At 72.1% G+C, this 22,687-nt stretch carries 22 protein-coding genes and 1 riboswitch; of the genes, 13 read left to right on the forward strand and 9 right to left on the reverse strand.

Going from position 1 to position 22,687, the window contains the following annotated elements; genetic code table 11:
• Position 1: 1 nt before the first annotated feature.
• From dxs to OG408_RS34930, 4 genes are all read left to right on the forward strand, one after another.
• Positions 2-1,930: a 1-deoxy-D-xylulose-5-phosphate synthase gene (dxs, locus tag OG408_RS34915; RefSeq protein ID WP_326673652.1), complete on the forward strand. Its 1,929-nt coding sequence runs from the start codon at positions 2-4 to the stop codon at positions 1,928-1,930.
• Complete coding sequence (locus OG408_RS34920) at positions 1,927-3,324, forward strand: aspartate aminotransferase family protein (protein ID WP_326673653.1); 1,398 nt, start codon at positions 1,927-1,929, stop codon at positions 3,322-3,324. Before dxs ends, OG408_RS34920 begins: the two co-directional genes overlap by 4 nt.
• Before the next feature lie 72 nt (positions 3,325-3,396).
• On the forward strand, positions 3,397-4,005 hold the full coding sequence (locus tag OG408_RS34925) for a helix-turn-helix domain-containing protein (RefSeq protein WP_266785554.1): 609 nt from the start codon (positions 3,397-3,399) through the stop codon (positions 4,003-4,005).
• Between the two features lie 47 nt (positions 4,006-4,052).
• Positions 4,053-4,229, forward strand: a complete 177-nt coding sequence (locus tag OG408_RS34930; protein ID WP_168713529.1) for a DUF6126 family protein — start codon at positions 4,053-4,055, stop codon at positions 4,227-4,229.
• A gap of 20 nt (positions 4,230-4,249) precedes the next feature.
• On the opposite strand, the gene OG408_RS34935 is transcribed toward OG408_RS34930, so the two are convergent.
• Positions 4,250-5,062, reverse strand: a complete 813-nt coding sequence (locus OG408_RS34935) for a tyrosine-protein phosphatase (protein WP_266785556.1) — start codon at positions 5,060-5,062, stop codon at positions 4,250-4,252.
• 463 nt (positions 5,063-5,525) lie between these two features.
• Positions 5,526-5,685, forward strand: a riboswitch (cyclic di-AMP (ydaO/yuaA leader).
• A 3-nt stretch (positions 5,686-5,688) separates the two neighbouring features.
• On the opposite strand from OG408_RS34935, the gene OG408_RS34940 reads away from it, so the two are divergent.
• Together OG408_RS34940 and OG408_RS34945 are read left to right on the forward strand one after the other, a co-directional pair.
• Positions 5,689-6,624: a M23 family metallopeptidase gene (locus OG408_RS34940; RefSeq protein WP_266785558.1), complete on the forward strand. Its 936-nt coding sequence runs from the start codon at positions 5,689-5,691 to the stop codon at positions 6,622-6,624.
• Between the two features lie 182 nt (positions 6,625-6,806).
• Positions 6,807-7,649, forward strand: a complete 843-nt coding sequence (locus tag OG408_RS34945) for an SGNH/GDSL hydrolase family protein (protein WP_266785559.1) — start codon at positions 6,807-6,809, stop codon at positions 7,647-7,649.
• Between the two features lie 15 nt (positions 7,650-7,664).
• Here the strand turns inward: OG408_RS34945 and OG408_RS34950 are convergent, their stop codons facing one another.
• The 6 genes from OG408_RS34950 to OG408_RS34975 are packed head-to-tail and all read right to left on the reverse strand — an operon-like array spanning position 7,665 to position 13,853.
• The gene (locus OG408_RS34950) at positions 7,665-8,576 is read right to left on the reverse strand and encodes an STM4011 family radical SAM protein (RefSeq protein WP_326673654.1); all 912 of its coding nucleotides are present in this window, start codon (positions 8,574-8,576) and stop codon (positions 7,665-7,667) included.
• Positions 8,577-8,583: 7 nt separating this feature from the next.
• Positions 8,584-9,948: an STM4012 family radical SAM protein gene (locus tag OG408_RS34955; RefSeq protein WP_326673655.1), complete on the reverse strand. Its 1,365-nt coding sequence runs from the start codon at positions 9,946-9,948 to the stop codon at positions 8,584-8,586.
• A complete protein-coding gene (locus tag OG408_RS34960; protein WP_326674638.1) occupies positions 9,945-10,760 on the reverse strand; it encodes an STM4013/SEN3800 family hydrolase in 816 nt (271 codons plus the stop codon). The genes OG408_RS34955 and OG408_RS34960 overlap by 4 nt, the downstream gene beginning before the upstream one ends.
• Before the next feature lie 37 nt (positions 10,761-10,797).
• Positions 10,798-11,940: an STM4014 family protein gene (locus tag OG408_RS34965; protein ID WP_326673656.1), complete on the reverse strand. Its 1,143-nt coding sequence runs from the start codon at positions 11,938-11,940 to the stop codon at positions 10,798-10,800.
• Positions 11,921-12,892: an STM4015 family protein gene (locus OG408_RS34970; protein WP_326673657.1), complete on the reverse strand. Its 972-nt coding sequence runs from the start codon at positions 12,890-12,892 to the stop codon at positions 11,921-11,923. Before OG408_RS34970 ends, OG408_RS34965 begins: the two co-directional genes overlap by 20 nt.
• 7 nt (positions 12,893-12,899) lie before the next feature.
• Entirely contained in the window at positions 12,900-13,853 is a 954-nt protein-coding gene (locus OG408_RS34975; RefSeq protein ID WP_326673658.1) for an STM4015 family protein, read from the reverse strand.
• 175 nt (positions 13,854-14,028) lie between these two features.
• Between OG408_RS34975 and OG408_RS34980 the strand changes: the two genes are divergently transcribed.
• Positions 14,029-14,355 carry a hypothetical protein gene (locus tag OG408_RS34980; RefSeq protein WP_136330525.1) on the forward strand — a complete coding sequence of 109 codons (327 nt, stop codon included), beginning with the start codon at positions 14,029-14,031 and terminating at the stop codon, positions 14,353-14,355.
• A gap of 111 nt (positions 14,356-14,466) precedes the next feature.
• Complete coding sequence (locus OG408_RS34985; RefSeq protein WP_266785569.1) at positions 14,467-15,468, forward strand: DUF6745 domain-containing protein; 1,002 nt, start codon at positions 14,467-14,469, stop codon at positions 15,466-15,468.
• Between the two features lie 94 nt (positions 15,469-15,562).
• On the opposite strand, the gene OG408_RS34990 is transcribed toward OG408_RS34985, so the two are convergent.
• The gene (locus OG408_RS34990) at positions 15,563-16,153 is read right to left on the reverse strand and encodes a TetR/AcrR family transcriptional regulator (RefSeq protein WP_285564310.1); all 591 of its coding nucleotides are present in this window, start codon (positions 16,151-16,153) and stop codon (positions 15,563-15,565) included.
• Between the two features lie 215 nt (positions 16,154-16,368).
• Positions 16,369-17,577, reverse strand: coding sequence for a glutamate dehydrogenase (locus OG408_RS34995; protein WP_285564206.1), 1,209 nt, complete (start codon positions 17,575-17,577; stop codon positions 16,369-16,371).
• A gap of 253 nt (positions 17,578-17,830) precedes the next feature.
• On the opposite strand from OG408_RS34995, the gene OG408_RS35000 reads away from it, so the two are divergent.
• The 5 genes from OG408_RS35000 (at position 17,831) to OG408_RS35020 (ending at position 22,650) form a co-directional block, all read left to right on the forward strand.
• Positions 17,831-18,271, forward strand: a complete 441-nt coding sequence (locus tag OG408_RS35000) for a PPOX class F420-dependent oxidoreductase (protein ID WP_266785573.1) — start codon at positions 17,831-17,833, stop codon at positions 18,269-18,271.
• 111 nt (positions 18,272-18,382) lie between these two features.
• On the forward strand, positions 18,383-19,648 hold the full coding sequence (locus tag OG408_RS35005; protein ID WP_266785575.1) for an MBL fold metallo-hydrolase: 1,266 nt from the start codon (positions 18,383-18,385) through the stop codon (positions 19,646-19,648).
• 129 nt (positions 19,649-19,777) lie between these two features.
• Entirely contained in the window at positions 19,778-20,779 is a 1,002-nt protein-coding gene (locus OG408_RS35010) for an ArsR/SmtB family transcription factor (RefSeq protein ID WP_326673659.1), read from the forward strand.
• Positions 20,780-20,944: 165 nt separating this feature from the next.
• Complete coding sequence (locus OG408_RS35015) at positions 20,945-21,658, forward strand: C39 family peptidase (RefSeq protein ID WP_266785579.1); 714 nt, start codon at positions 20,945-20,947, stop codon at positions 21,656-21,658.
• Positions 21,655-22,650: an alpha/beta hydrolase gene (locus tag OG408_RS35020; RefSeq protein WP_326673660.1), complete on the forward strand. Its 996-nt coding sequence runs from the start codon at positions 21,655-21,657 to the stop codon at positions 22,648-22,650. The genes OG408_RS35015 and OG408_RS35020 overlap by 4 nt, the downstream gene beginning before the upstream one ends.
• The last annotated feature ends 37 nt before the right edge of the window (positions 22,651-22,687 follow it).

The raw sequence follows: 22,687 nt of genomic DNA on the forward strand, positions 1-22,687 counted from the left end.
CATGACGCTGCTGCAGACCATCCGGGGGCCGCACGATCTCAAGAGGCTCAACGAACCACAGCTCGGCGAACTCGCCGAGGACATCAGGAAGTTCCTGGTCCAGGCCGTGGCCAGGACCGGTGGCCATCTGGGCCCCAACCTCGGGGTGGTGGAGCTCTCCATCGCCCTGCACCGGGTCTTCGACTCACCGGTGGACCGCATCCTGTGGGACACCGGACACCAGAGCTACGTGCACAAGCTCCTCACCGGGCGGCAGGACTTCTCCAAGCTGCGCAGCAAGGGCGGCCTCTCCGGCTATCCCTCCCGCGAGGAGTCCGAGCACGACGTCATCGAGAACTCGCACGCCTCCACCGTGCTCGGCTGGGCCGACGGGCTCGCCAAGGCGAACGAGGTGCTGGGCCGCCCCGACCACGTCGTCGCGGTCATCGGCGACGGGGCCCTGACCGGTGGCATGGCCTGGGAGGCGCTGAACAACATCGCCGCCGCCGGAGACCGGCCGCTGATCATCGTCGTCAACGACAACGAACGCTCCTACGCCCCGACCATCGGCGGCCTCGCCGACCACCTGGCGACCCTGCGCACCACCGACGGCTACGAGCGCTTCCTCTCCTGGGGCAAGGGCGTCCTGCAGCAGACCCCCGTCATCGGGCAGCCGCTGTACGAGTCGCTGCACGGGGCCAAGAAGGGGTTCAAGGACACCTTCGCCCCGCAGGGCATGTTCGAGGACCTCGGGCTGAAGTACGTCGGACCGGTCGACGGGCACGACACCGCCGCCGTCGAGTCCGCGCTCCAGCGCGCGAAACGCTTCCACGGGCCCGTGCTCGTGCACTGCATCACGGAGAAGGGCCGCGGCTACGCCCCCGCCCTGGAGGACGACGCCGACCGTTTCCACACCGTCGGCGCGATGGACCCGCTGACCTGTGCCCCGCTCACCCCGGCGGCCGGTCCCTCCTGGACCTCCGTGTTCGGTGACGAGATCGCCGCGATCGGCGCGGAGCGGCCGGACGTCGTCGCGATCACGGCGGCGATGCTGCACCCCGTCGGACTGACGAAGTTCGCCGAGACGTTCCCCGACCGGGTCTGGGACGTGGGGATCGCCGAGCAGCACGCGACCGTATCGGCCGCCGGACTCGCCACCGGGGGACTGCACCCGGTCGTCGCCGTCTACGCCACCTTCCTCAACCGGGCCTTCGACCAGCTCCTGATGGACGTCGCCCTGCACAGGTGCGGCGTGACGTTCGTCCTCGACCGCGCCGGGATCACCGGAACGGACGGGGCCTCCCACAACGGCATGTGGGACCTGTCCCTGCTCCAGGTCGTGCCCGGGCTCCGGATCGCGGCCCCCCGCGACGCCGACCAGCTGCGGGCCGAGCTGCGCGAGGCCGTCGACATCGACGACGCGCCCACCCTGATCCGGTTCCCGAAGGAGTCGGTGGGGGAGCCGGTACCCGCCCTCGGCAGGGTCGGCGGCATGGACGTCCTGCACCGCGCGGAGGAGGCCGATGTGCTGCTCGTCGCGGTCGGGGTGATGGCCGCCGTCTGTCTCCAGGCCGCCGACCTGCTGGCCGGCGGCGGAATCCGCTGCACCGTGGTGGATCCGCGCTGGGTCAAGCCGGTCGACGCGGAACTGGCCCCGCTCGCCGCGCGGCACCGGCTCGTCGCCGTCGTCGAGGACAACAGCCGGGCCGGAGGCGTCGGCTCGGCCGTCGGGCAGGCGCTGCGGGACGCCGGGGTCGACGTACCGCTGCGCACGTTCGGCATTCCCGAGCAGTTCCTGGCCCACGGCAAACGGGCCGAGGTCCTGGCCGACATCGGACTCACCCCGGTCGAGATCGCGGGCCGGATCAGCGCCGCACTGGCCGCCAGGGAAGCGGCCACGGGCAAGGGGCGGCACACCCAGGGCAACGGTCACAAGGAGAGCGGGGCATGAACGACGACGGGCCCAAGGGCTTCGATCTGGCACAGCTCCTCGCGGAGCGCGGCGCCGAACGCTACGAGCTGCACACCAAGCACCTCAACCACCAGCTCCCGCGCATGCTGCACACCATCGGCTTCGACAAGGTCTACGAACGGGCCGAGGGTGCGCACTTCTGGGACGCGGAGGGCAACGACTACCTGGACATGCTCGCCGGCTTCGGGGTGATGGGGCTCGGCCGGCACCACCCCGTCGTACGCAAGGCGCTGCACGACGTCCTGGACGCCTCGCTCGCCGACCTCACCCGCTTCGACTGCCAGCCCCTGCCGGGCCTGCTGGCCGAGAAGCTGCTCACGCACAGCCCGCACCTGGACCGGGTGTTCTTCGGGAACAGCGGTACGGAAGCGGTGGAGACGGCCCTCAAGTTCGCCCGGTACGCCACCGGGAAGCCGAGGATCCTGTACTGCACGCACGCCTTCCACGGGCTGACCACCGGATCCCTCTCGGTCAACGGCGAGGACGGATTCCGTGACGGCTTCGCCCCGCTGCTGCCCGACACCGCCATCGAGCTCGGTGACCTCGACGGCCTGCGCCGTGAGCTCAGGCGCGGCGACGTGGCCGGGCTGGTCGTCGAGCCGATCCAGGGCAAGGGGGTGCACGCCTCGCCGCCCGGCTTCCTGCGGGAGGCCCAGGAACTGCTGCACAAGCACAAGGCACTGCTCATCGCGGACGAGGTGCAGACCGGTCTGGGCAGGACCGGGGACTTCTACGCGTACCAGCACGAGGACGGGGTGGAACCGGACCTGGTCTGTGTCGCCAAGGCGCTCTCCGGCGGATATGTGCCGGTCGGGGCGACGTTCGGCAAGGACTGGATCTTCAAACGCGTCTACTCCTCGATGGACCGGGTCCTGGTCCACTCGGCGAGCTTCGGATCCAACGCCCAGGCGATGGCGGCCGGACTCGCGGTCCTCTCGGTGATGGAGGACGAGGAGACGGTGGCGCACGCCCGGCGCATCGGCGACCTGCTGCGCGAACGGCTGGCGGCGCTGGTCGACCGGTACGAGCTGCTGCACGAGGTGCGCGGGCGCGGGCTGATGATCGGCATCGAGTTCGGCCGGCCCACGTCACTGAAGCTGCGCAGCCGCTGGACCATGCTGCAGGCGGCCCGCAAGGGGCTCTTCGCGCAGATGGTGGTCGTGCCGCTCCTCCAGAAGCACCGGATCCTGACGCAGGTCTCCGGCGACCACCTGGAAGTGATCAAGCTGATTCCGCCGCTGGTGATCGACGAGGCGGACGTGGACCGTTTCGTGGCCGCGTTCACGGCCGTCATGGACGACGCGCACAGTGGCGGCGGGCTGATGTGGGACTTCGGCCGGACCCTGGTGAAGCAGGCCGTCGCCAACCGCTGACCGGCCGGATGGTGGTTTTGCCTCGGAGGCAAGAAATTTGCCTCCGAGGAAAGATCCTGGCCCAATGGAGGCATGAATCCTCCAGAAGGAGGGGCGGCCGATGAGCTGCCCGGGGTCGCACCGCGCCTGCGCGATCTGCGCCGCAGCCGTGGTCTCACCCTGGAGACCGCCGCCCAGCGGGCCGGGCTCTCGCCGGCTCACCTCTCCCGGCTCGAAACGGGCCGGCGGCAGCCCTCGCTGCCGATGCTGCTCGGTCTCGCCAGGATCTACGGTACGACGGTCTCCGAGCTGCTCGGCGAGGTCCCCCCGGAACGTGACGCGATCGTCCGCGGCCGCAGGTTCGAGGGCGCCGAGGCCGACGGCTGGATGTACCAGCAGGCCGGCGGTTCCGGCCGTGCGATGCAGGCGCTGCGGGTCCGGGTCCCGCACGGCGCCCAGGGCGACCTGGTGCGCGTCCATCCCGGCGAGGAGTGGCTGTACGTCCTGGCCGGGCACCTCCGGGTGACCCTCGGGGAGACCGTGCACGACCTCGCACCCGGGGACAGCGCGCACTTCGACTCGCTCACCCCGCACCGGATCGCGGCCCTGGACCACGACGGTGCCGAGCTGCTCTTCGTCCACACCCTGCTGCAGAGCCCCGCCGCCGAGCTGTGCCTCGGCAGCGGGATCCACCGACGCTGAGGCGCCGTCCCCGCCACCGGCCCACCGGCCGCCAGAGAGGACTTCTCATGTCCGATTCCGAGAACTACGACCCGCTCGGCCCGGGCCGGCCCAAGAACTACGACCCGCAGGAGAAGAAGATGCCCCGCGGGCTCGTCATCAGGCTCTTCGCCTATCTGGTGGCCGGGCACGTCATCGCGGGCTTCCTCTACCTGCTGTTCGCGGTGGGGATGCACAACCAGTAGGCGGGGGCCCGGCGGACCGCCTAGGCCTCGTCGAGCAGGCGCTCGCGCAGCCGCTCCCGGGTCTCGGGAGTGATCTTCAGGCCGTCGGAGAGGTAGCGCTCGGTGCTGCCCCAGGTCTCGTCGATGGTGGCGAAGGACGCGGCCAGGTAGTCGGGGTGGGCGCCGAAGAGCGGATTGAGCAGCTCCATCACCTCGGGCGACATGCCGGCGGGGGAGGTGTCGCTGCGGGTGACCTTGTAGCGGCGGTGTGCGTCGTTGGACTTGAGGTAGTCGCCCTCGATGGCCTCGCGCTCGACGCCGACGGCCAGCAGGGACACCGCGATCGAGATCCCCGCGCGGTCCTTGCCCGCGGCGCAGTGCATCAGAGCAGGCATGCTGTCCTCGGCCAGGGCGTGCAGCACCCGGCTGTGCTCGGCCGTGCGGTCCAGGATGATCCGGCGGTAGGAGGCGACCATGCGGTGCGTCCCCTTGCCGTCGGCGAGGATCGACCGCAGCTCGTCCATGTTGCCGTCGCGCACCATCCGCCAGAACTCCGCGCCGTCCGCCGGGTCGCTGAGCGGAATGCTCACGTTGCGGACGCCCGGCAGCTCGACGTCCAGGCCGTCCAGCTTGTGGTCGGCGACGTTGCGGAAGTCGAAGACGGTGTGCAGCCCCAGGGTCCCGAGGAACGCGGCGTCCTCGGCCGTGGCGTGCGCCAGGTGGCCACTGCGGTAGAGCCGCCCGAACCGCACCCGGCGGCCGTCCGAGGTGGGCAGCCCGCCCACGTCACGGAAATTGCGGACACCCGCCAGCTCGGGCTCCGTCGACGGGGTCTGCGGCAGCTGCTGCGTCACGGTCACTCCTGGAGGCTCTGCCACCGGCGCGTGTCGCCGACGGGTCCACTCTCGTGACGATACGACATTGATTCCTCGGACAATCATCTCGGTCACGCCCCCGTTTCGCGCCTGCTCCGACCCCTCGCGCGGGGGTCGGTCCCGGGTGGATGTCCCGATCGGGGGAGGGCGGTGGGCATGACATGTCCGTATTGAGGCATTTAGTCGAACATGCCCCGCTTATGCGGGAGATGATGACCCTCTCGTGAGCGGGATCATATCCGTGACGGTGTGTGGTGATGCCGCGGTGGGGTAGTCCGTGCACCGCGCGGAAAGCCAAGATCCGTAATCCACGGAGTGTGACCGGAATTCCGCACCGAATTTCCGGCCCGGAATCCGATGAGGAACCCGTGGCTTGTTTCCGCCGTCCCGGCTCGCTTACGTTCGCTGTCAATCCGGACGGACCGCCTAATCCTGCCGCCGTCCGGAATTCGCACCCACTCACCGCGTGGCAGGAGCGGGGGAACCAGGTAAGCCGCCGACCGGGTAATCCGGCCGGCTCGGGGTGAAGTCGCGCCAGTCGCGACCGGACATCTCCAGTCCGAACCCGACAGCTCACCTCGCAGGCGCCGGAGAGGAAAACCTTCATGCCCATATCGGGTAAGCACCGCCGTCCCAAGTCCAGCACCATCGCCCGTGGCGTCGTCGTCGCGAGTGCCGGCGGAGCCGTCATCGCGCTTCCGCTGCTCGGCGCCACCGGTGCCAACGCCGCGGAGCAGGCCGCTCCCGCGACCTCGAAGTCGGCCGCCGCCACGCACGCCACCCCGGCCAAGCCGGTGGCGAAGGAGCAGGCCGGCTCCAGGACGTACTCCGTGGTCTCCGGCGACTACCTCTCGAAGATCGCCGCCCAGCACAAGCTCAAGGGCGGCTGGGAGAAGCTGTACCAGGACAACCGCAAGGTCGTCGGCGACGACCCGAGCCTGATCTTCCCGGGCATGAAGCTGACGCTCGGCGGCAAGTCCGCGGCGCAGACCTCCACCGGCGCCACCACCCCGTCGAAGGCCCCCTCCAAGGCCCCGGCGAAGACCGAGACGAAGGCCTCCACGGTCTCCAACTCGTCCTCCTCCGACGCCTCCTCCTCCAAGGAGACCTCGGCCCCGGCGACCCAGAGCGACAGCTCCGGCTACGTCCACCCGGTCCCGGGCAACCACACCACCGCCTACCGTGCCTCCGGCGCCAGCTGGTCCAGCGGCAGCCACACCGGCATCGACTTCCCCGTCGCCACCGGCACGAGCGTGAAGGCCATCACCTCCGGCACCGTCGTCACCGCCGGCTGGGGCGGCGCGTACGGCAACGAGGTCGTCATCAAGCACGCCGACGGCCACTACTCGCAGTACGGCCACATGTCCTCGCTCTCCGTCTCGGCGGGCCAGACCGTGACCGCGGGCCAGCAGGTCGGCCTCTCCGGCGCCACCGGCAACGCCACCGGCCCGCACCTCCACTTCGAGGTCCGCACGGGCCCGGCGTACGGCTCGGACATCGACCCGATCGCCTACCTGGCGTCGCACGGGATCAACGTCTGATCCAGCAACACCGGTCCGGTGATCCGGGCCTGAGCAATGCATAGAGGGACGGTGTGCGGCGGCGCACCGTCCCTCTGCTTATTCCCCCTTTACCAAAAACTGACCGGGTGGTCTATCTCACCACCCGTCAACCCCTTATTACGGTCGCGTAGGTCACATTCGGCGGTGCAGGATAAGCCCTTGTGGCAGACGATTCGAACAACATCCAGCAGGGCGTCAACAACAGACAGGGCGCCATCGGGTCGTACGCGGCGATTGGCGACAGCTTCACCGAGGGAGTCGGCGACCCCGGCCCGGACGGAACGTTCGTCGGCTGGGCCGACCGGTTCGCGGTACTCCTCGCGGACCAGCTCCCGGGCACCGGCGCGACGGGCGCCACGGGCCCCGCGCACGGGAATTTCCGATACGCCAATCTCGCCGTACGAGGACGCCTCCTCGACCAGATAGTCGAGGAGCAGGTGCCGCGCGCCAGGGAACTCGCCCCCGATCTGGTGAGCTTCTGCGCGGGCGGCAACGACATCATCCGGCCGGGCACCGACCCCGACGACGTGGCCGAACGCTTCGAGCGCGCGGTCGCCGAACTGACCAGGTCGGTCGGCACCGTCATGGTCACCACCGGCTTCGACACCCGCAACGTTCCCGTGCTGCGCCATCTGCGCGGCAAGATCGCCACCTACACGGCCCATGTGCGGTCCATCGCCGACCGCTACGACTGCCCCGTCCTCGACCTCTGGTCCCTGCGCTCGGTGCAGGACCGGCGGGCCTGGGACGACGACCGGCTGCACCTGTCGCCCGAGGGACACACCCGGGTCGCGCTGCGCGCCGCCCAGGTCCTCGGCCTTGACGTGCCGGCCGACCCGGACCAGGCGTGGCCGCCGCAGGTGCAGCGCGGAACATTCGAAGTACGGCGCGACGACATCCACTGGGCGCGCGAGTACCTGGTCCCGTGGATCGGCAGGCGGTTGCGCGGCGAGTCCTCGGGGGACCACGTCGGGGCCAAGCGGCCCGACCTGCTGCCTCTCTGAGGGACCCCGCTGTCCTCAGTCCCCCCGGGTACCCGGACCACCGGCCGGGGTGCCCGGGGGGACTGACGCCGGCGGGGGCGTCGCCGGTATGCGCTCCAGTACACCGCCCGCGAAGACGTCGTACAGCGGCAGCGTCTCCAGGTGCACATAGCCGATGTGGCAGTCGCAGACGGCCAGCGGGCAGGCCCGCGGCCCCAGCGCCCGGCGGTAGCTGCCGTCGTAGAGATTGCCGAGCTCGGCCCGGACGAAATGGCAGCGGCGCACCGTGCCGTCACCGTCCACCGAGATCACCGACTCACCGGTCCGGCACGGCAGACCGGCCGAGCGGTGCGGATGGCGGCTGTACGGGAACAGCGGGTCGACCGCCGTCCACCGGTCCGCCTCCTCGTCCGTGTAGGTGTGCCCCTCGGCGGCGTTGACCCAGAGGTAGACCTCGTCGGGCAGGGCCGCCCGCAGCCGCCGCGCCTCGTCGAGATGGCCGTCGAGACCGACCACCCCCACGCTGTGCCGGATCCCCAGGGACGCCAGCTCCCCGCACCGGGCGAGGAAACGCTCGTACGGTGTCTGGCCCGGGTGGTACGTGCACCAGAGCGCGATCTTGTCGCGGCCCGCCGTGCCCGCGGCGGCCAGCCACTGCGTACGGCCGCTGAGGTTCGTCTGGATCGCCACCCGGCGGATGTGCGGCAGCCGGGACAGCTCGACCAGTGCCCGGCGGTACCAGGAGCGCACCAGGCCCTCGCCCCACGGTGTGAACAGCACCGAGATCCGGTCCCCGGTCTGCGCCGCCGCCCACGCCGTGAACCGCTCCAGCGCGGCCCGGTCGGCCCGCAGCTGCTCCCGGCTGTCACGCCGCTTGGCGAACGGGCAGTAGGGGCAGTCGTAGTCGCACGACGCGAGGGGGCCGCGGTAGAGGATCGTCAGGTCCATACGGGGCTCACTTCAGCTCGTACGCGGCCATCGCGGCCCGTACGGCGGGGGAGAAGAGGTCGGGGCCCAGCGCGTCGGAGTGGGCGAGGCCCTCGGGGGACAGCCGCAGCAGGCCGCCGGCCGCCGCGCCCGCGTCGAGCCAGCCCCGGTCCCCGAACCGCGCCAGCTCCTCGGGGAAGTCCTCGTGGGGCGACGTACCGAAACGCTCGCGGTACTCGGACACGTGCAGCCCCTCGGCCTGCAGCACGGACTGCAGGAGGTGACGGCGGCGCGCCTCGTCCCCGTCGGTGAACCGTCCCACCTCCGCGTGCGAGAAGTCCTCGGTGGCGGTGTAGCCGTCGATGATCGCCCGCACCTCGCGCATCTCCACCGCGTAGTCGAAGGAGTAGTGCAGCCGCGAGGTGTACGAACGGGCGCCGCAGCCCAGGCCGATCATGCCGTCCGTCTGGCAGGCGTAGTCGTCGGGGCCGTCCGTCCGCGGGGCGTCCGCGCGGCGGAACATGCGCATCGACACCTGCTCGTAGCCGTGGGAGAGGAGATGATCGCGGCCGGCCCGGTACAGCCGCAGCCGCTGCTCGTCCCAGGCCGCGTCCGCCGCCGCCTCCCCGGCGGCCCCGAGCCGGCCCAGTCCGGTCAGCGGACGCACGTACAGCGGGTACAGATACAGCTCCTCGGGCCGCCACTCCAGAGCCGCGTCCAGTGAGGTGCGCCAGCTGCGCCCGGTCTGGCCGTCGATGCCGTAGATCAGGTCGATGTTGAGGAGCGGGATGCGGGTCTCCCTGATCAGTCCGAGGGCCTTCTCCACATCGGCGCGGCGCTGCGGACGGACCGCCGCCCGGGCCTCGGCCTCGACGAAGCTCTGCACCCCGATGCTGATCCTGGTCGTCCCCCGGTCGGCCAGGACGGCCAGCCGGTCGGCGGTGGCGGTCGACGGCGAGGTCTCCACGGACAGCGGCACGGAGCGCAGATCGGCGCCCATGCGCTTCTCCGCGATGTCGCACAGCCGCTCCAGCTCGCCCGCCGTCAGGTACGTGGGTGTCCCGCCGCCGAACGCGGCGGCGGCGAAGCGCACCGGTTCCTCGTGGCCCAGGGCGTGCCGCACGGCCGACGCCTGCCGGTCCAGCGCGTCGAGGTAGCGGGTGGTGAGCTCGTCCGGCGCGCCGATCCGGGTGAAGAGGTTGCAGAAGCCGCAGCGGACCTCGCAGAAGGGTATGTGGAGATAGAGCGAGAGCGCGTCCTTGCGCTCACCCGCCCACAGCTCGCTCAGCGCGGGCCGCCCCTCGGGGTGCTCGGAGAGTCTGCTGTACGCCGTCTTGTGCGGATAGGCGTAGACGTAGCTCTGGTACGGGCGGACGGTGTGCAGGCCGGTCATCGTGCGGAGGCCCCCGGTTCCAGGAAGAAGTGCGCGTACGGAACGGTCCACACGGACTCGTGACCGAGCCGGTGACCGGTGTAGCCGTCGTCGCCGTACGCCGTGCCGTGGTCGGAGCAGACGATGGCGAAGGCGCGGCGGCGACTGCTCACGGCGGCGAAGAGGCGCCCGATGTGGGCGTCCACGTACTCCAGCGCGGCGGCGTGGGTGGCGCGGGTGTCGCCCGCGTCGCGGGTGGCACCCGGGCGGTGGAACCAGTTCGGCTGGTGCAGGGCCGACACGTTCACGAAGAGGAAGAGCCTCTGGCCGGCCGGGAGCTCTCCGACCACCTGCTCGGCGCGGGCCACCTGGGCCTCGAACGAGGTCGGCGAGGCGACACCGAACTCCGGCTCCCAGTGCGCCTCCTGGAACATTCCGGGCAGCACCGAGCCCAGTGGCGCCCGTTGGTTGAAGAACCCCACTCCGCCGATGCACACCGTGCGATAGCCGGTCCGCGCCAGGCCCGAGACCAGATCGGGCGTGTCGAAGACGAAGGTGCGCTCCGCCGTCGTCTCACTGCCGGCGAACCGTGCGGCGAACAGCCGGGGGTGCGGGCCGGGGGAGGCGGGGGTGGGCAGGAACCCGGCGAAGATCGCCTGGTGCGAGGCGAAGGTGAAGCTGCCCGGGGCGTGGCGCTTCTCCCACACGCCGCCCGGAAGATGCCGGGCCAGATGCGGGATGCGCCCGGCGGCGGCGAGCTCCGCCGCCACGTCGTACCGCAGGGTGTCCAGGGTGACGAGCAGCAGATCGTGGCTGCCCACGACCTCGCTCATGTCGGGACCGGTGGCGGCCATGACGCCGGAGGGGGGTTCAGGACGGTGCGCTGACACGGTGGTTCCTTGATCGGTTCAGTACGGCGGCGACCTGCGCCGCGTAGGTGTCCAGGCCCTCGGCGCCGCTGCCCGGCAGACCGGTCAGCCGCGGCAGCAGATCACCGAAGGCGTTGACCTCGCCGACGGCGAAACGCCGCCAGCCGGTCGCGGGCAGCAGGTCGACGCCCACGCACAGCGTGTCCGGGAAGGCGGCGGCGGCCTGCTCGCACACGGCCAGCGCCCCGGCCCAGCTGCCGCCCGCCGCCGCGACGGCGGCCCGCACCTCGTCCAGATCGCCGCGGGCGCCGCCGAGATGCAGATTGGTCATGGGGGAGCGGCTGGTGCGGACGACGGCATGGGTGGCGCGGCCGTCGACCACCACGACGCGCAGATCCGCGACCCGGCCCCGCTGCGAGGCCTTCGGCAGCCACCGTTCGACGTGCAGACCGTCCGGCGCGAGCGCGTCGACGATCGCCGCGACCTCGCGCTCCGTCGTGCAGCGGCGTACCCGGAGGGAGTTGTAGAGGCGGCCGGCCGGGTCGCGCTCGACCGAGGTGGTCGCCCGGACCCGGCCGGGGCCGGCCGTCTCCAGGGCCATCACCCCGGACGCGGAGGACCCGTGCGCGGGCTTCACGAACACGCGCGGCATGCGGTGGTCCGCCATCAGCTCACGCACATCGGCCCAGTCCCGCACGGCGGGCGCGGCCGGTCCCGATGTGGGCGATGCGGGAACGGGGACGCCCGCCGCGGCCAGGACACCGTGGCACAGCCGCTTGTCGAACAGCACCGCGATGTCGCCGGGGCCGTCCAGCAGGACGGCGCCCGCGGCCGTCGCCGCCCGGGCCACCTCTCGTACGGCGGAGGTGAAGCGTGCGTACCAGAGGGCCGAGCCCTCCACCCGGGTCGGGTCGTCGACATCGCGCAGCAGCCGCTCGACCTCGGCGTCCTCGCCAGGCGACTCGACACGCACGGTCTCCCCGGCCCGGAAGGCCGCGTCGCCCTTCAGGACGTCGAGCCACGACACCGTACGGGCCGGCGGCAGCCCGGCGGCCCGCACCGCGTCCTGGAAGAGGCCGACCCGGCGGTTGCCGGGATTGCCGACGACCACCAGGCGCGGCGCGCTACTCGCTGACCGCGACATAACGGGGCTCGTCGTCCTCGGGATCCCAGTAGTCCGCCTCGGCGAGGTCCACGTGGACGCCCTCGCGGGCACACAGCTCACGGACGCGCGCCATCACCGGATCGGTGAGGTAGTGGTGGTGCAGGTCGAGAGAGGTCAGATGGGTGAGCGGCTGACCGTCGAGCAGGGCCAGGGCGCCCGTGTCGCTGAGCGTTCCCATGGCGAGCGAGAGCGACTCCAACTGCGCGACGACCGGCGCGGACGCCACCGCCGCGGCGATCTCGTCCTGGATCTCGCTGTTCTGGAGGCCGAGATGGCGCAGCCGGGGAAAGCCGCCGCCCGCGAGGAGCGGCCTCATGTCCTCCACGGTGGCGTCACCGCCGTACCACGAGGCACCGAACCAGAGCTCCAGCCGCTCCAGCGCGGGCAGTTCGCTCGCGCCGAGCGCGCGGACGACGGGCCCGGGCAGACCTCCGGACTCGAACCGCAGCGATTTCAGCGCCTGATGGCGCACCGGGCGCAGCCGCAGTTTCCCCAGCGTGTGGTCCGCCTCCCCGCCGCCGCGCACCACCAGCTCCTCCAGGTGGGGGAACGCATCGATCAGCGCGGTGACGTCCGACATCTCCAGCCAGGACACCTCGCACTCCTCGCCGACGACATCGGCCAGGAACAGCCCACGCAACGCCGGGAAGCGGCTCGCGTCCGCGCTGATCAGCTCCGCCACCGGAGCGAAGGAGCCGTAGTCCTCGACCCACCAGGGGCCGATCAGCAGCGCACGGACCCCGGCCGGGTCGACGGAGTCCAGGAAACGCCGCCAGACCCCGGGGAAGGCCGGCTCCTCCCAGGCACAGTCCAGCCGCCAGGCCACGGAGTCCGCCGCGGGCAGGGACGCCGCGGACACATCGTCCGCCGCCGGCGGCAGGGTGAAGACCGGCAGGCCGTGGAAGGTGCCGGGGTGCTCGATGTCCGTCATCGCGCTCTCACTCCGACACCGTGACGTAGCGGCCCGCGGCCCCGCGGTCGCCCCACGGCTTGCAGCGGTCCGACAGGTCCACCCGCACCCCGTGCGGCTCCAGCGACTCCGCGACCCGGCGCTCCATCGGCTCGGTCAGGAAGTGGTGGTGCAGATCGAGGACATCGAGATGCGTCAGCGGCTGGCCCTCCAGCAGTGCCGCGGCACCCTCGTCGCCGAGCGTGCCGCAGGACAGGTCGAGGGTGCGCAGCCGGGCCACGAGCGGCGCCGATGCGACGGCGGTCGCGATCTCGTTCTCCACCTCGCTGTTGCGCAGACCGAGATGGTGCAGAGCCGGAAAACGCGTCCCCGACAGCAGCGGGGCGAGATGCGTGACATCGGTGTCGCCCCCGTAGGCGGAGACGCCGAGCCACAGGTCGAGGCGCTCCAGCGCGGGCAGTTCACTGTCGAGAACCCCGCGCACCACCTCCACCGGCAGTCCGCCCGTCTCGATGGTGAGCGCACGCAGCCGCTCGTGCTCGGTGGCCGGGAAGACGAGCCCGCTCCCGCCGCGCACCCCCAGCTCCAGCAGCGCCGGGAAAGCGGTGAGGAGTGCGGTGACATCGCTCTGCTGGATCCACGAGATCTCCGCCTCCTCCATCGTCAGGTCGCCGACGAACACCGCCTCCAGCGACGTCAGCCGCTCGGCGGCGGCGATCACGAGACCGATCGGGTACGACGAGTCCTCCTCGTACGACTCGCCCCACTGCCCGATGATCAGCGCACGGACGCCGGCCGGGTCCACCTCCTCCAGAAAGGCGGTGAACTCCTGCTCCCAGGTGCGGTCCTCGTCCTCGTACGGCTCGACGAAGACGCGCCAGGCCACCGCGTCGGCGGCGGGCCGGGGGCCGTCCTCCGTCCCGGTCTGGAAATCGACGGCCGGAAGGCCGAGCAACTCGTGCAGGTGGTCCACACCGGACATGGCCCTGAGCTCCTGATGACGGCGACGGGTTGATGTCCGCAAGGTCTATCAAGTCCCACTGACAACGCGGCGACCGGGCTCCGCCGACGGCGCGCACCGGCCCGTTGTCAGACCCCCGCCGTAGCGTTTTCCGTGTGGCCGGCACAGCGGGTGCCGGTGCGGAGGGGAGACGTCTGTGTACCGGCAGGGCGACGTACTGATCATGGCGCTGGAGGAGTCCGCGGTGCCCGCGAACCTCCTGGAGGCACCGGGCGAACTGCGCGACGGGCGCGGCCGGCTGGTCCTCGCGCTCGGCGAGGTCACCGGACACGCGCACGCGGTGCCGGGCCCGGGCCGGCTGATCCGGGAGGGCGGGGTGTTCGGTCCCATGCTGCTCCATCTCCCCGACGGGGGCCGCGTCGTCCACGAGGAGCACGCGGTGATCTCGCTGCCGAAGGGCTGGTTCCGGGTGGTGCGCCAGCGCGAGTACGCACCGGGCGCGGTCCGCATCGTCGCGGACTGAGCCGAAGCGGGAACACCCGCGGGCGCACCGGGCGTCCCGAACGCGGCATACAGAAGCGACGCGCATACGCGTGGAAGCACAGCAACTCAGGAACAGGGGACGGGGAAACCGATGCAGTACGTGGACTCATGGCGGGCCGTGGCGGCGGCGACCGGTGCGGCGGACCGGGCCGCGGCCGAGGACGGGGTGCGGCTCGCCTACCGCAGCGCCGGTCTGGCCGAGCCGGAGGAGTTCGTCTGGGCCGATTCGCCCAGGGCCGCCGTCGAGGCGGTGGAGAAGCTGACCGACCCGGGGCGCTCGGTGCGTGAGGACGTACGGACCCGGCCCTGGGCGGAGGAACGGCGCCGGATGTACGACGAGTTGGGCCCGGCCGGCTGGTCCGCGCTGTGGTCCGCCACCGGGGCCCAGCTCTGGGAGACCACGTCCGCGCTCGCCGACCGGATACGGGCCGGTGTCGTGGCCGGTCTCGCCGTGCAGCCTGAGGACGAGTCGGCTGTCCGGCTGGTGCTGCTCGACGCGGTCCTGGGCCAGCACGACGCGGCCTGGCTCGCCGCGTTCGACGGCCGGGGCGACCGGCTCGACGGCCTCGCGGCAGTGGCGAGGAACGCGGGCTGGTGGTGGCCCTACGAGCGCACCGTGGTCATCAGTGAACGCCCCGAGGCGCTCCACCGCGACGAGGCGGGCCGGCTCGACTGCGGCGAGGGGCCCGCGCTCGCCTACCGCGACGGCTTCGCGCTGTACGCCTGGCGCGGCATGCCCGTCCCCGCAGCGTTCCTCGCGGAGCTGGGCGCACTGACCCCCGAGCGCATCCGGGCCGAGGAGAACGCGGAACTGCGGCGCGTGATGCTGGAGTTCTACGGATACGACCGCTACCTCACCGAGTCCGGCGCCGAACCGGTCCACCGGGACGAGACGGGCATCCTCTGGCGGATATCGCTCGACGGTGACGAGGACGTGGCCATGGTCGAGGTGGTCAACTCCACTCCGGAGCCGGACGGGACCAGCCGCACGTACTGGCTGCGCGTGCCGCCGAGGACCCGGACCGCCAAGGAAGGCGTCGCGTGGACGTTCGGGCTCGACGGCGATTCCTACGCACCCCTGCGCCAGACCTGACCGGCGGCCAGGCTTCGGGAACGAGGGCTTCAGGGAAGGAGAGCGTCCGGGAAGGAGAGCGCCAAGGAAGGGGGGCTTGGGACGGGCCAGGGCTTCAGGCGGTCAGGGCCTCGTGGTCGATGCCCAGTTCACGGGCGAGCGCCTCCTCGGTCCACTCCAGCATCGTGGCCCGGGACAGCGGACCCGCGTACGACGTCATCTGCACCGCCAGACCGTCCAGCAGTGCGGTCAGCCGCCAGGCCACGGACATCGGGTCGTCGCACTGGAACTCGCCCGCGGCCGCGCCCTCCTCGATGACCTCGGCCAGCTCCGCCTTCCACTGCTGGTCGAGATCGCCCGCCACGTTGCGCAGGGCGGGGTCGCGGAGGGAGGCCGCCCAGCCCTCGATCCACAGCCGCCAGCCCTTGGCCTGGCCCGTCGGCGCGTACCAGCGAACGGCGGCGCGCAGCCGGCGGACCGCCGTGGTGCGGCGGCTCAACAGCTTGCGCAGATGGGCGAGATCGGCCTCGGCGGCGTGCGCGAAGGCGGCGGCCACGAGCTTCTCCTTGGTGGAGAAGTGGTAGAGCACCAGGGCGTTGCTGACCCCGAGCACGGACGCGACGTCGGCGATCCGTACCGCGGCGACACCCCGCACCTCGATCTGCTCGACGGCAGCGCGCAGCAACTCCTCGCGCCGCTCGGCCACTCCCAACCGCACCCTTGCCACGGCTTCACCCTAACCAATGCCCGTTCCCGGGCAGGCCGGGGGCGGGCACGCTACCGACTCCGCACCCTTCCCGCGACCGGGCCGGGGCGGTGCGGTGTCGCGGGTGACCGGAACGGAAACGCAACTCGCTGGTCACCCGGGGCCGGAGGACCAGGCAGTCGGGCGGGGCGAAGCGACGCGGGCGGCACAGACGGTCAGCGGTACCAGCCGAACCGCTCGGCCATCACCGGCAGCCGGTCGGCGACGACGGCGTGCGCCGCCGCGCGAGGCGTGCAGCCGTCCGCGGCGGCGCGGGCCAGCACGAGGTCGATGAGAGCGCGCATCGAGCGGCGGATGTGCGCGAAGGCCTCGTCCGCGTCCGCTCCGATGTCGCCGAACAGGGTCCACCACCACCAGGCGTTGGTACCGGAGTTGACGACGACATCGGGCAGCACGGTGATCCCGCGCGCGGTGAGCCGTTCCTCGGCCTCCGGCAGGACCGGCATGTTCGCGGCCTCGACCACCCAGCGGGCCGTGATCCTGGCCTGGTTGGTGAGGTCGACGGCGTAGGAGACGGCCGCGGGGACGAGCACGTCCGCGTCCTGGGCCAGCCAGGCGTCGGCGGGCAGCTCCCGGTCGGTGTCGCGCAGCGCGGCGCGGTCCACCGTGCCGTAGGAGTCACGGGCGGCCAGGAGCGCCTCGACGTCGAGGCCGGCCGGATTGGCGATCGTGCCCTTGACGTCGGCGACGGCGACCACGCGCAGCCCGGCCCGGGACAGGAACCTGGCGGTGGCCCCGCCCATCGTGCCCACCCCCTGGACGGAGACCCGTGCGTCGCGGTGGGCGACGCCGGCCCTGTCCAGCGCGGCGAGCGCGGACTCGGCGACCCCGCAGCCGCCGGCCAGCTCGTCCAGGCCGATGCCGTCCACCGCGACGGCGAAGGCGTCGGCCAGCCGGCGCCGGGCCCCGGCCTCGTCGTCGAGCAGCGGATAGACCGCCTGGACCGTCGAGACGAGCCCGGCCTCGGCGGCGGCCCGGTCGACCAGGTCCTGGGTGAGCCCGAGGTCCTCGCCGGTGGTCCAGATGTTCTCCACGTACGGCCGCACCGCCCGCAGGTAGCGCACCAGGATGCCGTAGGCCGCCGGGTCGCGGGGGTCGCAGTCGATGCCGCCCTTGGCGCCGCCGAGCGGTATGTAGCGGGCCCCGGCCCCGTCCGCGTCGAAGTGGAGGGCTTCCTTCATGGTCATGCCGCGGGCCAGGCCGGCGACCTCGTCCAGCGTGCAGCCCGCCCGCATGCGGAGCCCGCCGCTGGCCACCCCGCGCACCAGCCGGTCGACGACGAGGTGACCCTCGCGGCCCGTGACGTGGTCCGTCCAGGTCAGCGAGATCAGCGGGGCGGGCGGGGACACCGGCGGCGTCGTCATCGGGGGTACTCCTCGGTCACTGCGATCGGGGCGGGCCCGGGGCGGTGCCGTGGTGTCCGGGGGAGCGGACCCGCCGCCCCCGGTACCGGCTCGACGATCTCTTACTGAATGGCCATTCAGTATCCGGTGATGGCGGCACCCTGTCAACGAGGCCTTTCCCGCCGCACCGCTCCGCCGCCCGCAGCAGCCGGATAGGGGACGACAGGGACGCCGGATGCGGAATCCTGGGGCCGCGTCGGACGTTGCATCCGGCATGACGGCATTCGACGCACAGCAGGAGTCGCTGCTAAGGCTGCTCACCGAGGGGAACGGCGGCGTACTGGTCACGCTCAGGCGGGACGGCAGACCTCAGCTGTCCAACGTCACCCACTGGTACTACCCGCAGGAGCACATCGTCCGCGTCTCGGTCACCGAAGGCAGGGCGAAGACCCGGAACCTCCTCCGGGACCCGAGGGCGAGCTACCACGTGACCAGCGAGGACCGCTGGGCCTGGACGGTCGTGGACGGCAGGGCCGACCTCAGCCCGGTGGCCGCCGACCCCGACGACGCGACCGTCGAGGAGCTGATCACGCTCTACCGCGACGCCCAGGGCGAGCACCCCGACTGGGACGACTTCCGCACGGCCATGGTCAGGGACCGGCGAATCGTCCTGCGGCTCCACGTCGAGCACGTGTACGGGCAGCCGCGTGGCTGACACGGCACTCCCGGGGCGGCGTCGTGGGCGCCATCCCGTTGGCCGCTCCGCTCTCGCACTGTCGTACCCGCTGTCCATAATGAGACGACACCGACTCCCTCAGGAGATCTTGTGACCGGCGCTGACTCCAAGCTTCCGCTCCGCACCCGGCTGCGTGCGCTGCGTCCCGCGGCCTTCGGGGCCGACCCGGGCGGAGCCCGTATGGAGCGCATCCGCCGTTCCCCCAACTTCGCCGACGGCGTCTTCCAGAACCCGGTGGGCGCCCGGACCAGACCGTCCGGATCCGCGCTGGAGTTCGCCAAGGTCTACTTCCGCAAGGAGGAGCGGGTCCTCAGGGCCCCGACCGGGACCGTGCCCGTGCACGCCACGACCCTCGCCGACCTGGCCCAGCCCCCCGCCTCCGGTCTGCGGATCACCTGGATGGGGCACTCCAGCGTGCTCGCCGAGATCGACGGCCGGCGGGTGCTCTTCGACCCGGTCTGGGGCGAGCGCTGTTCCCCCTTCGCCTTCGCAGGGCCCAAGCGGGTGCACCCGGCGCCGCTGCCCCTCGGCACGCTCGGCCCGGTCGACGTGGTCGTGATCTCGCACGACCACTACGACCACCTCGACCTGCCGACCATCCGCACCCTCGCGGACACGGCCACGGTCTTCGCGGTGCCGCTCGGCGTCGGCGCGCACCTGGAGCGCTGGGGCGTGCCGGCCGACCGGATCCACGAGCTCGACTGGAACGAGTCCACGACCGTCGCCGGGATCAGCCTCACCGCCACCCCCGCCCGGCACTTCTGCGGCCGCGGTCTGCGCAACCAGCAGCACACCCTCTGGGCGTCCTGGGCGGTCGCCGGGCCCGAGCACCGGATCTACCACAGCGGTGACACCGGCTATTTCCCCGGCTTCACGGAGATCGGCGCCGAGCACGGCCCCTTCGACGCGACCATGATCCAGATCGGCGCGTACAGCCAGTACTGGCCCAAGGACCGGACGGACAGCAAGCCGGAGCCGGGAGCGTGGCCGGACATTCACATGAGCCCCGACGAGGGGGTCCAGGCCCATCTCGACCTCCAGGGCGGCGACCCGTCGGCGGGCGTCATGCTGCCGATCCACTGGGGGACGTTCAACCTCGCCCTGCACCCGTGGGCCGAACCCGCCGAATGGTCGATGCGCGCCACCCAGGTCGCCGGAGTGACGATGGCGTCCCCGCGGCCGGGCCAGCCCTTCGAGCCCGCCGACCCGCCGGCCGTCGACCCCTGGTGGCGCGGCGTGGCGGCCGAGCCGGCCCCCGGATGGGGGAACTGGCCGCCGGTGCACGTCCAGCTTCCCGGCGGTACGGAGACCGTCGCGGCGCCCGGCCTCGACCACGACCGGGCCGCCCGGGCCTGACCGCCCGGGGCCCGCGGCCGGATACCGTCCCCGCCCCGCGGGTGCGGACGCCCGGCCGGCCCACGGGGTGGATCGGCACTCGAACGGCGGTACGCTGCGCGCAGATGCTCACTTCCCCGGGGAGCGACCATGCTGCGGGTGCACTTCACGTCCGAGGACCTGGCACGGGTCCGGGTGGCTCCCGGACCGGACTTCCTCTGGGAGATCAGCAACAGCGTGCAGACCCTGCAACGGCGCGACGGCGAGCGCGTGTTCGGCGCCTGGCGCCGCTGGGTGCGGCCGAGGCTCTCCGACGGCCCCCGGCTGCTGTCCTCGTTACTGCCCCCGCGCGGCTACTCGCCGGACTTCCTCACCCCCACGTCCGGCGACCGCGCCACGCTGCACGCGGCCGTGGACACCCTCCTGAGCACCCCGCGCCCACGGCTGCGCACCGATCTCGCGCACCTGGCCTCCTCGCTCCAGCCACCCGGCTGGGTCCGCTCGTTGGCCGGTGGTGACGCCGACGCCCTGCAGCGGCTCGGCGGAGCCCTGCGTACGTACCAGCGCGAGGCCCTCGCACCGTACTGGCAGCGCGTCCACGCCCACGTCGACGCCGACCGGGCCGTCCGGCTGCACAGCCTCCTCGACGGCGGGACCGAGGGACTGCTGGCGGGCCTCGGGCCGCAGTTCCGCTGGCGGCCGCCCGTACTGGAAGTGACGTACCCCGTCGACCAGCAGCTGCGGCTGCGCGGCCGGGGTCTCGTGCTGCAGCCCTCGTTCTTCTGCTGGCCGACGCCGATCACCCTGGCCGACGGGGACCTGCCGCCCGTCCTCGTCTACCCCATCCACCACGCCCCGGACTGGGCCGTGCCGGCCCCCGCCGCCCCCGGGGCCCGTGACACCGAGGGCTCCGGTCCGCTGGGACCCCTGCTCGGACACACCCGCGCGGGCATCCTGCGCGCCACCCGCACCGGCTGCTCCACCGTCGAGGCGGCCCGGATCCTGGACGTGACGCACCCCGCCGTCAGCCAGCACCTGAACGTGCTGCGGGCGGCGGGCCTGGTCGCCACCGTGCGCAGGGCCGGGCGGTCCTTCCACGTCGCCACCGCCGAAGGGCGCGCCCTGCTGGCCGCCGAGCAGCGAGGCCGCTGAGGGCGGCTTCCCCAACTCCGGTCGTAAGCCTGAACTTTCGGCGCTTGCCTCGTGTGCACGGCGACGACGACGCTGATCCCTGACGTACCGCACGGCCGAGCGCTTCCCCGAAGCCGGAAGCCGTTTCTGCCCGCAAGGCACCCCCCACCCTCGTCAGGAGCCTTCATGCGCAAGAGACTTGTCTCCACCGCGATCGCCGTCGCCGCCGTCGGGGCCCTCCTCCAGCCGACCCTGGCCCAGGCATCGGCCGCACCCCGTGTCCCGTCCGTCTCCGTGCTCGCCGGCGGTTCGAAAGCCGGCACGGCCGTCGTCAGCGGGCACAACAGGCCCGGCACACGGCTGCAGGTCGACGCCGGACGCACGCAGAGCGCCCACTGGCTGCAGATCGACTACCAGGTCCAGGAGACCGGCTACTGGTGCGGTCCGGCCGCCACCCGCATCGCCCTTTCCGCCCGGATGGCCCCGCCCAGCCAGGGCGATCTGGCCTGGCAGCTCGGCACCACCGAGGCGGGCACCGACCACATCGGCCAGGTCACCGGCGTGCTCAACGCCAACCTCGGCGGGGGCTGGTACGAGACCAAGGAAATGCCGAACGACCCGCCCACCCAGGCCCAGCGGGACCTGCTCTGGTACGACATCGTCTTCGACATCGACCGCAACTACCCGCTGGTGACCAACATCGTGGCGCCGCCCGGCAACCAGCCCCCCGGCTATCCGTCGGACCAGACGATCTACCACTACTTCACCGTCTTCGGCTACGACGAGGTGGACCGCACCGTCCTCATCGCCGACCCCGCGTCCTTCAGCGGCAACCAGATCTACTGGATCTCGTTCGACCAGCTCGCCACGCTGATCCCGCCGAAGGGCTATTCGGCATGAGCGGTGAGGAGCGGCCGCCCGGCCGCAGAAGCGTCATCAGGGCGGTGGGCGGTATCTCCGCGGCGCTGGCGCTCGGCGCCGGGAACGTCCTCGCCACCGCGTCGGCGGCCCGTGCCGCCGGAGACGGCTTCGGGCTGCGCATCGTGGAACGCGGCGAGAGCGACCCCCGGATGTGGTGGTACCGGTTCGCGACCGACGCGATCGGCTGGAACCCCGCGGTGAACGTCCTGCTTCCCGACGGTTACCACACCGGCGGACGCCGCTACCCGGTGCTCTACCTGCTGCACGGCGGCGGCACGGACCAGGACTTCATCACGTTCGACCGGGCGGGCATCCGGGAGTGGACGGCCGGCAGGCCGGTCATCGTCGTGATGCCGGACGGCGGACACGCGGGCTGGTACTCCAACCCGGTCAGCTCGAACGCCGGCCCCAGGAACTGGGAGACCTTCCACATCGCCCAGCTGCTGCCCTGGATCGACGCCAACTTCCGTACCTACGCCGAGTACGACGGGCGGGCCGTCGCCGGATTCTCGATGGGCGGCTTCGGGGCGCTGAAGTACGCGGCCAAGTACTACGGCCACTTCGCCTCGGTGAGCGCCCACTCAGGACCGGCCAGCCTGCGCCGGGACGCGGGACTGGTCACGCACTGGGCCAACGCCTCGTCGGCGGCCGTCGAACTGGCCGGCGGCACGGTCTACGGCGTTCCGCTGTGGGACGAGGCCAGGGTCGGCGCGGACAACCCGGTGGAGCGGATCGAGAGCTACCGGAACAAGCGGGTCTTCCTGGTCGCGGGAACCAGCCCCGATCCCGTCAACTGGTTCGACCAGGTCAACGAGAACCAGGTGCTCGCCGGCCAGCGGGAGTTCCGCGCCCGCCTCGGCGACGCGGGCATCGCCCACGAGTGGTACGAGGAGCCCGGCGGACACCTCTTCCGCGTCCCGCTGTTCCTCCGCGACCTCGACGGCATCATCGCCCGGCTCCGCAAGGCCTAGCGCACCCGGCACCCACGGCAAGCCCCCTCGACGGCGG

The sequence above is a fragment of the Streptomyces sp. NBC_01257 genome, assembly GCF_035917255.1.
Classification (GTDB): Bacteria; Actinomycetota; Actinomycetes; order Streptomycetales; family Streptomycetaceae; genus Streptomyces.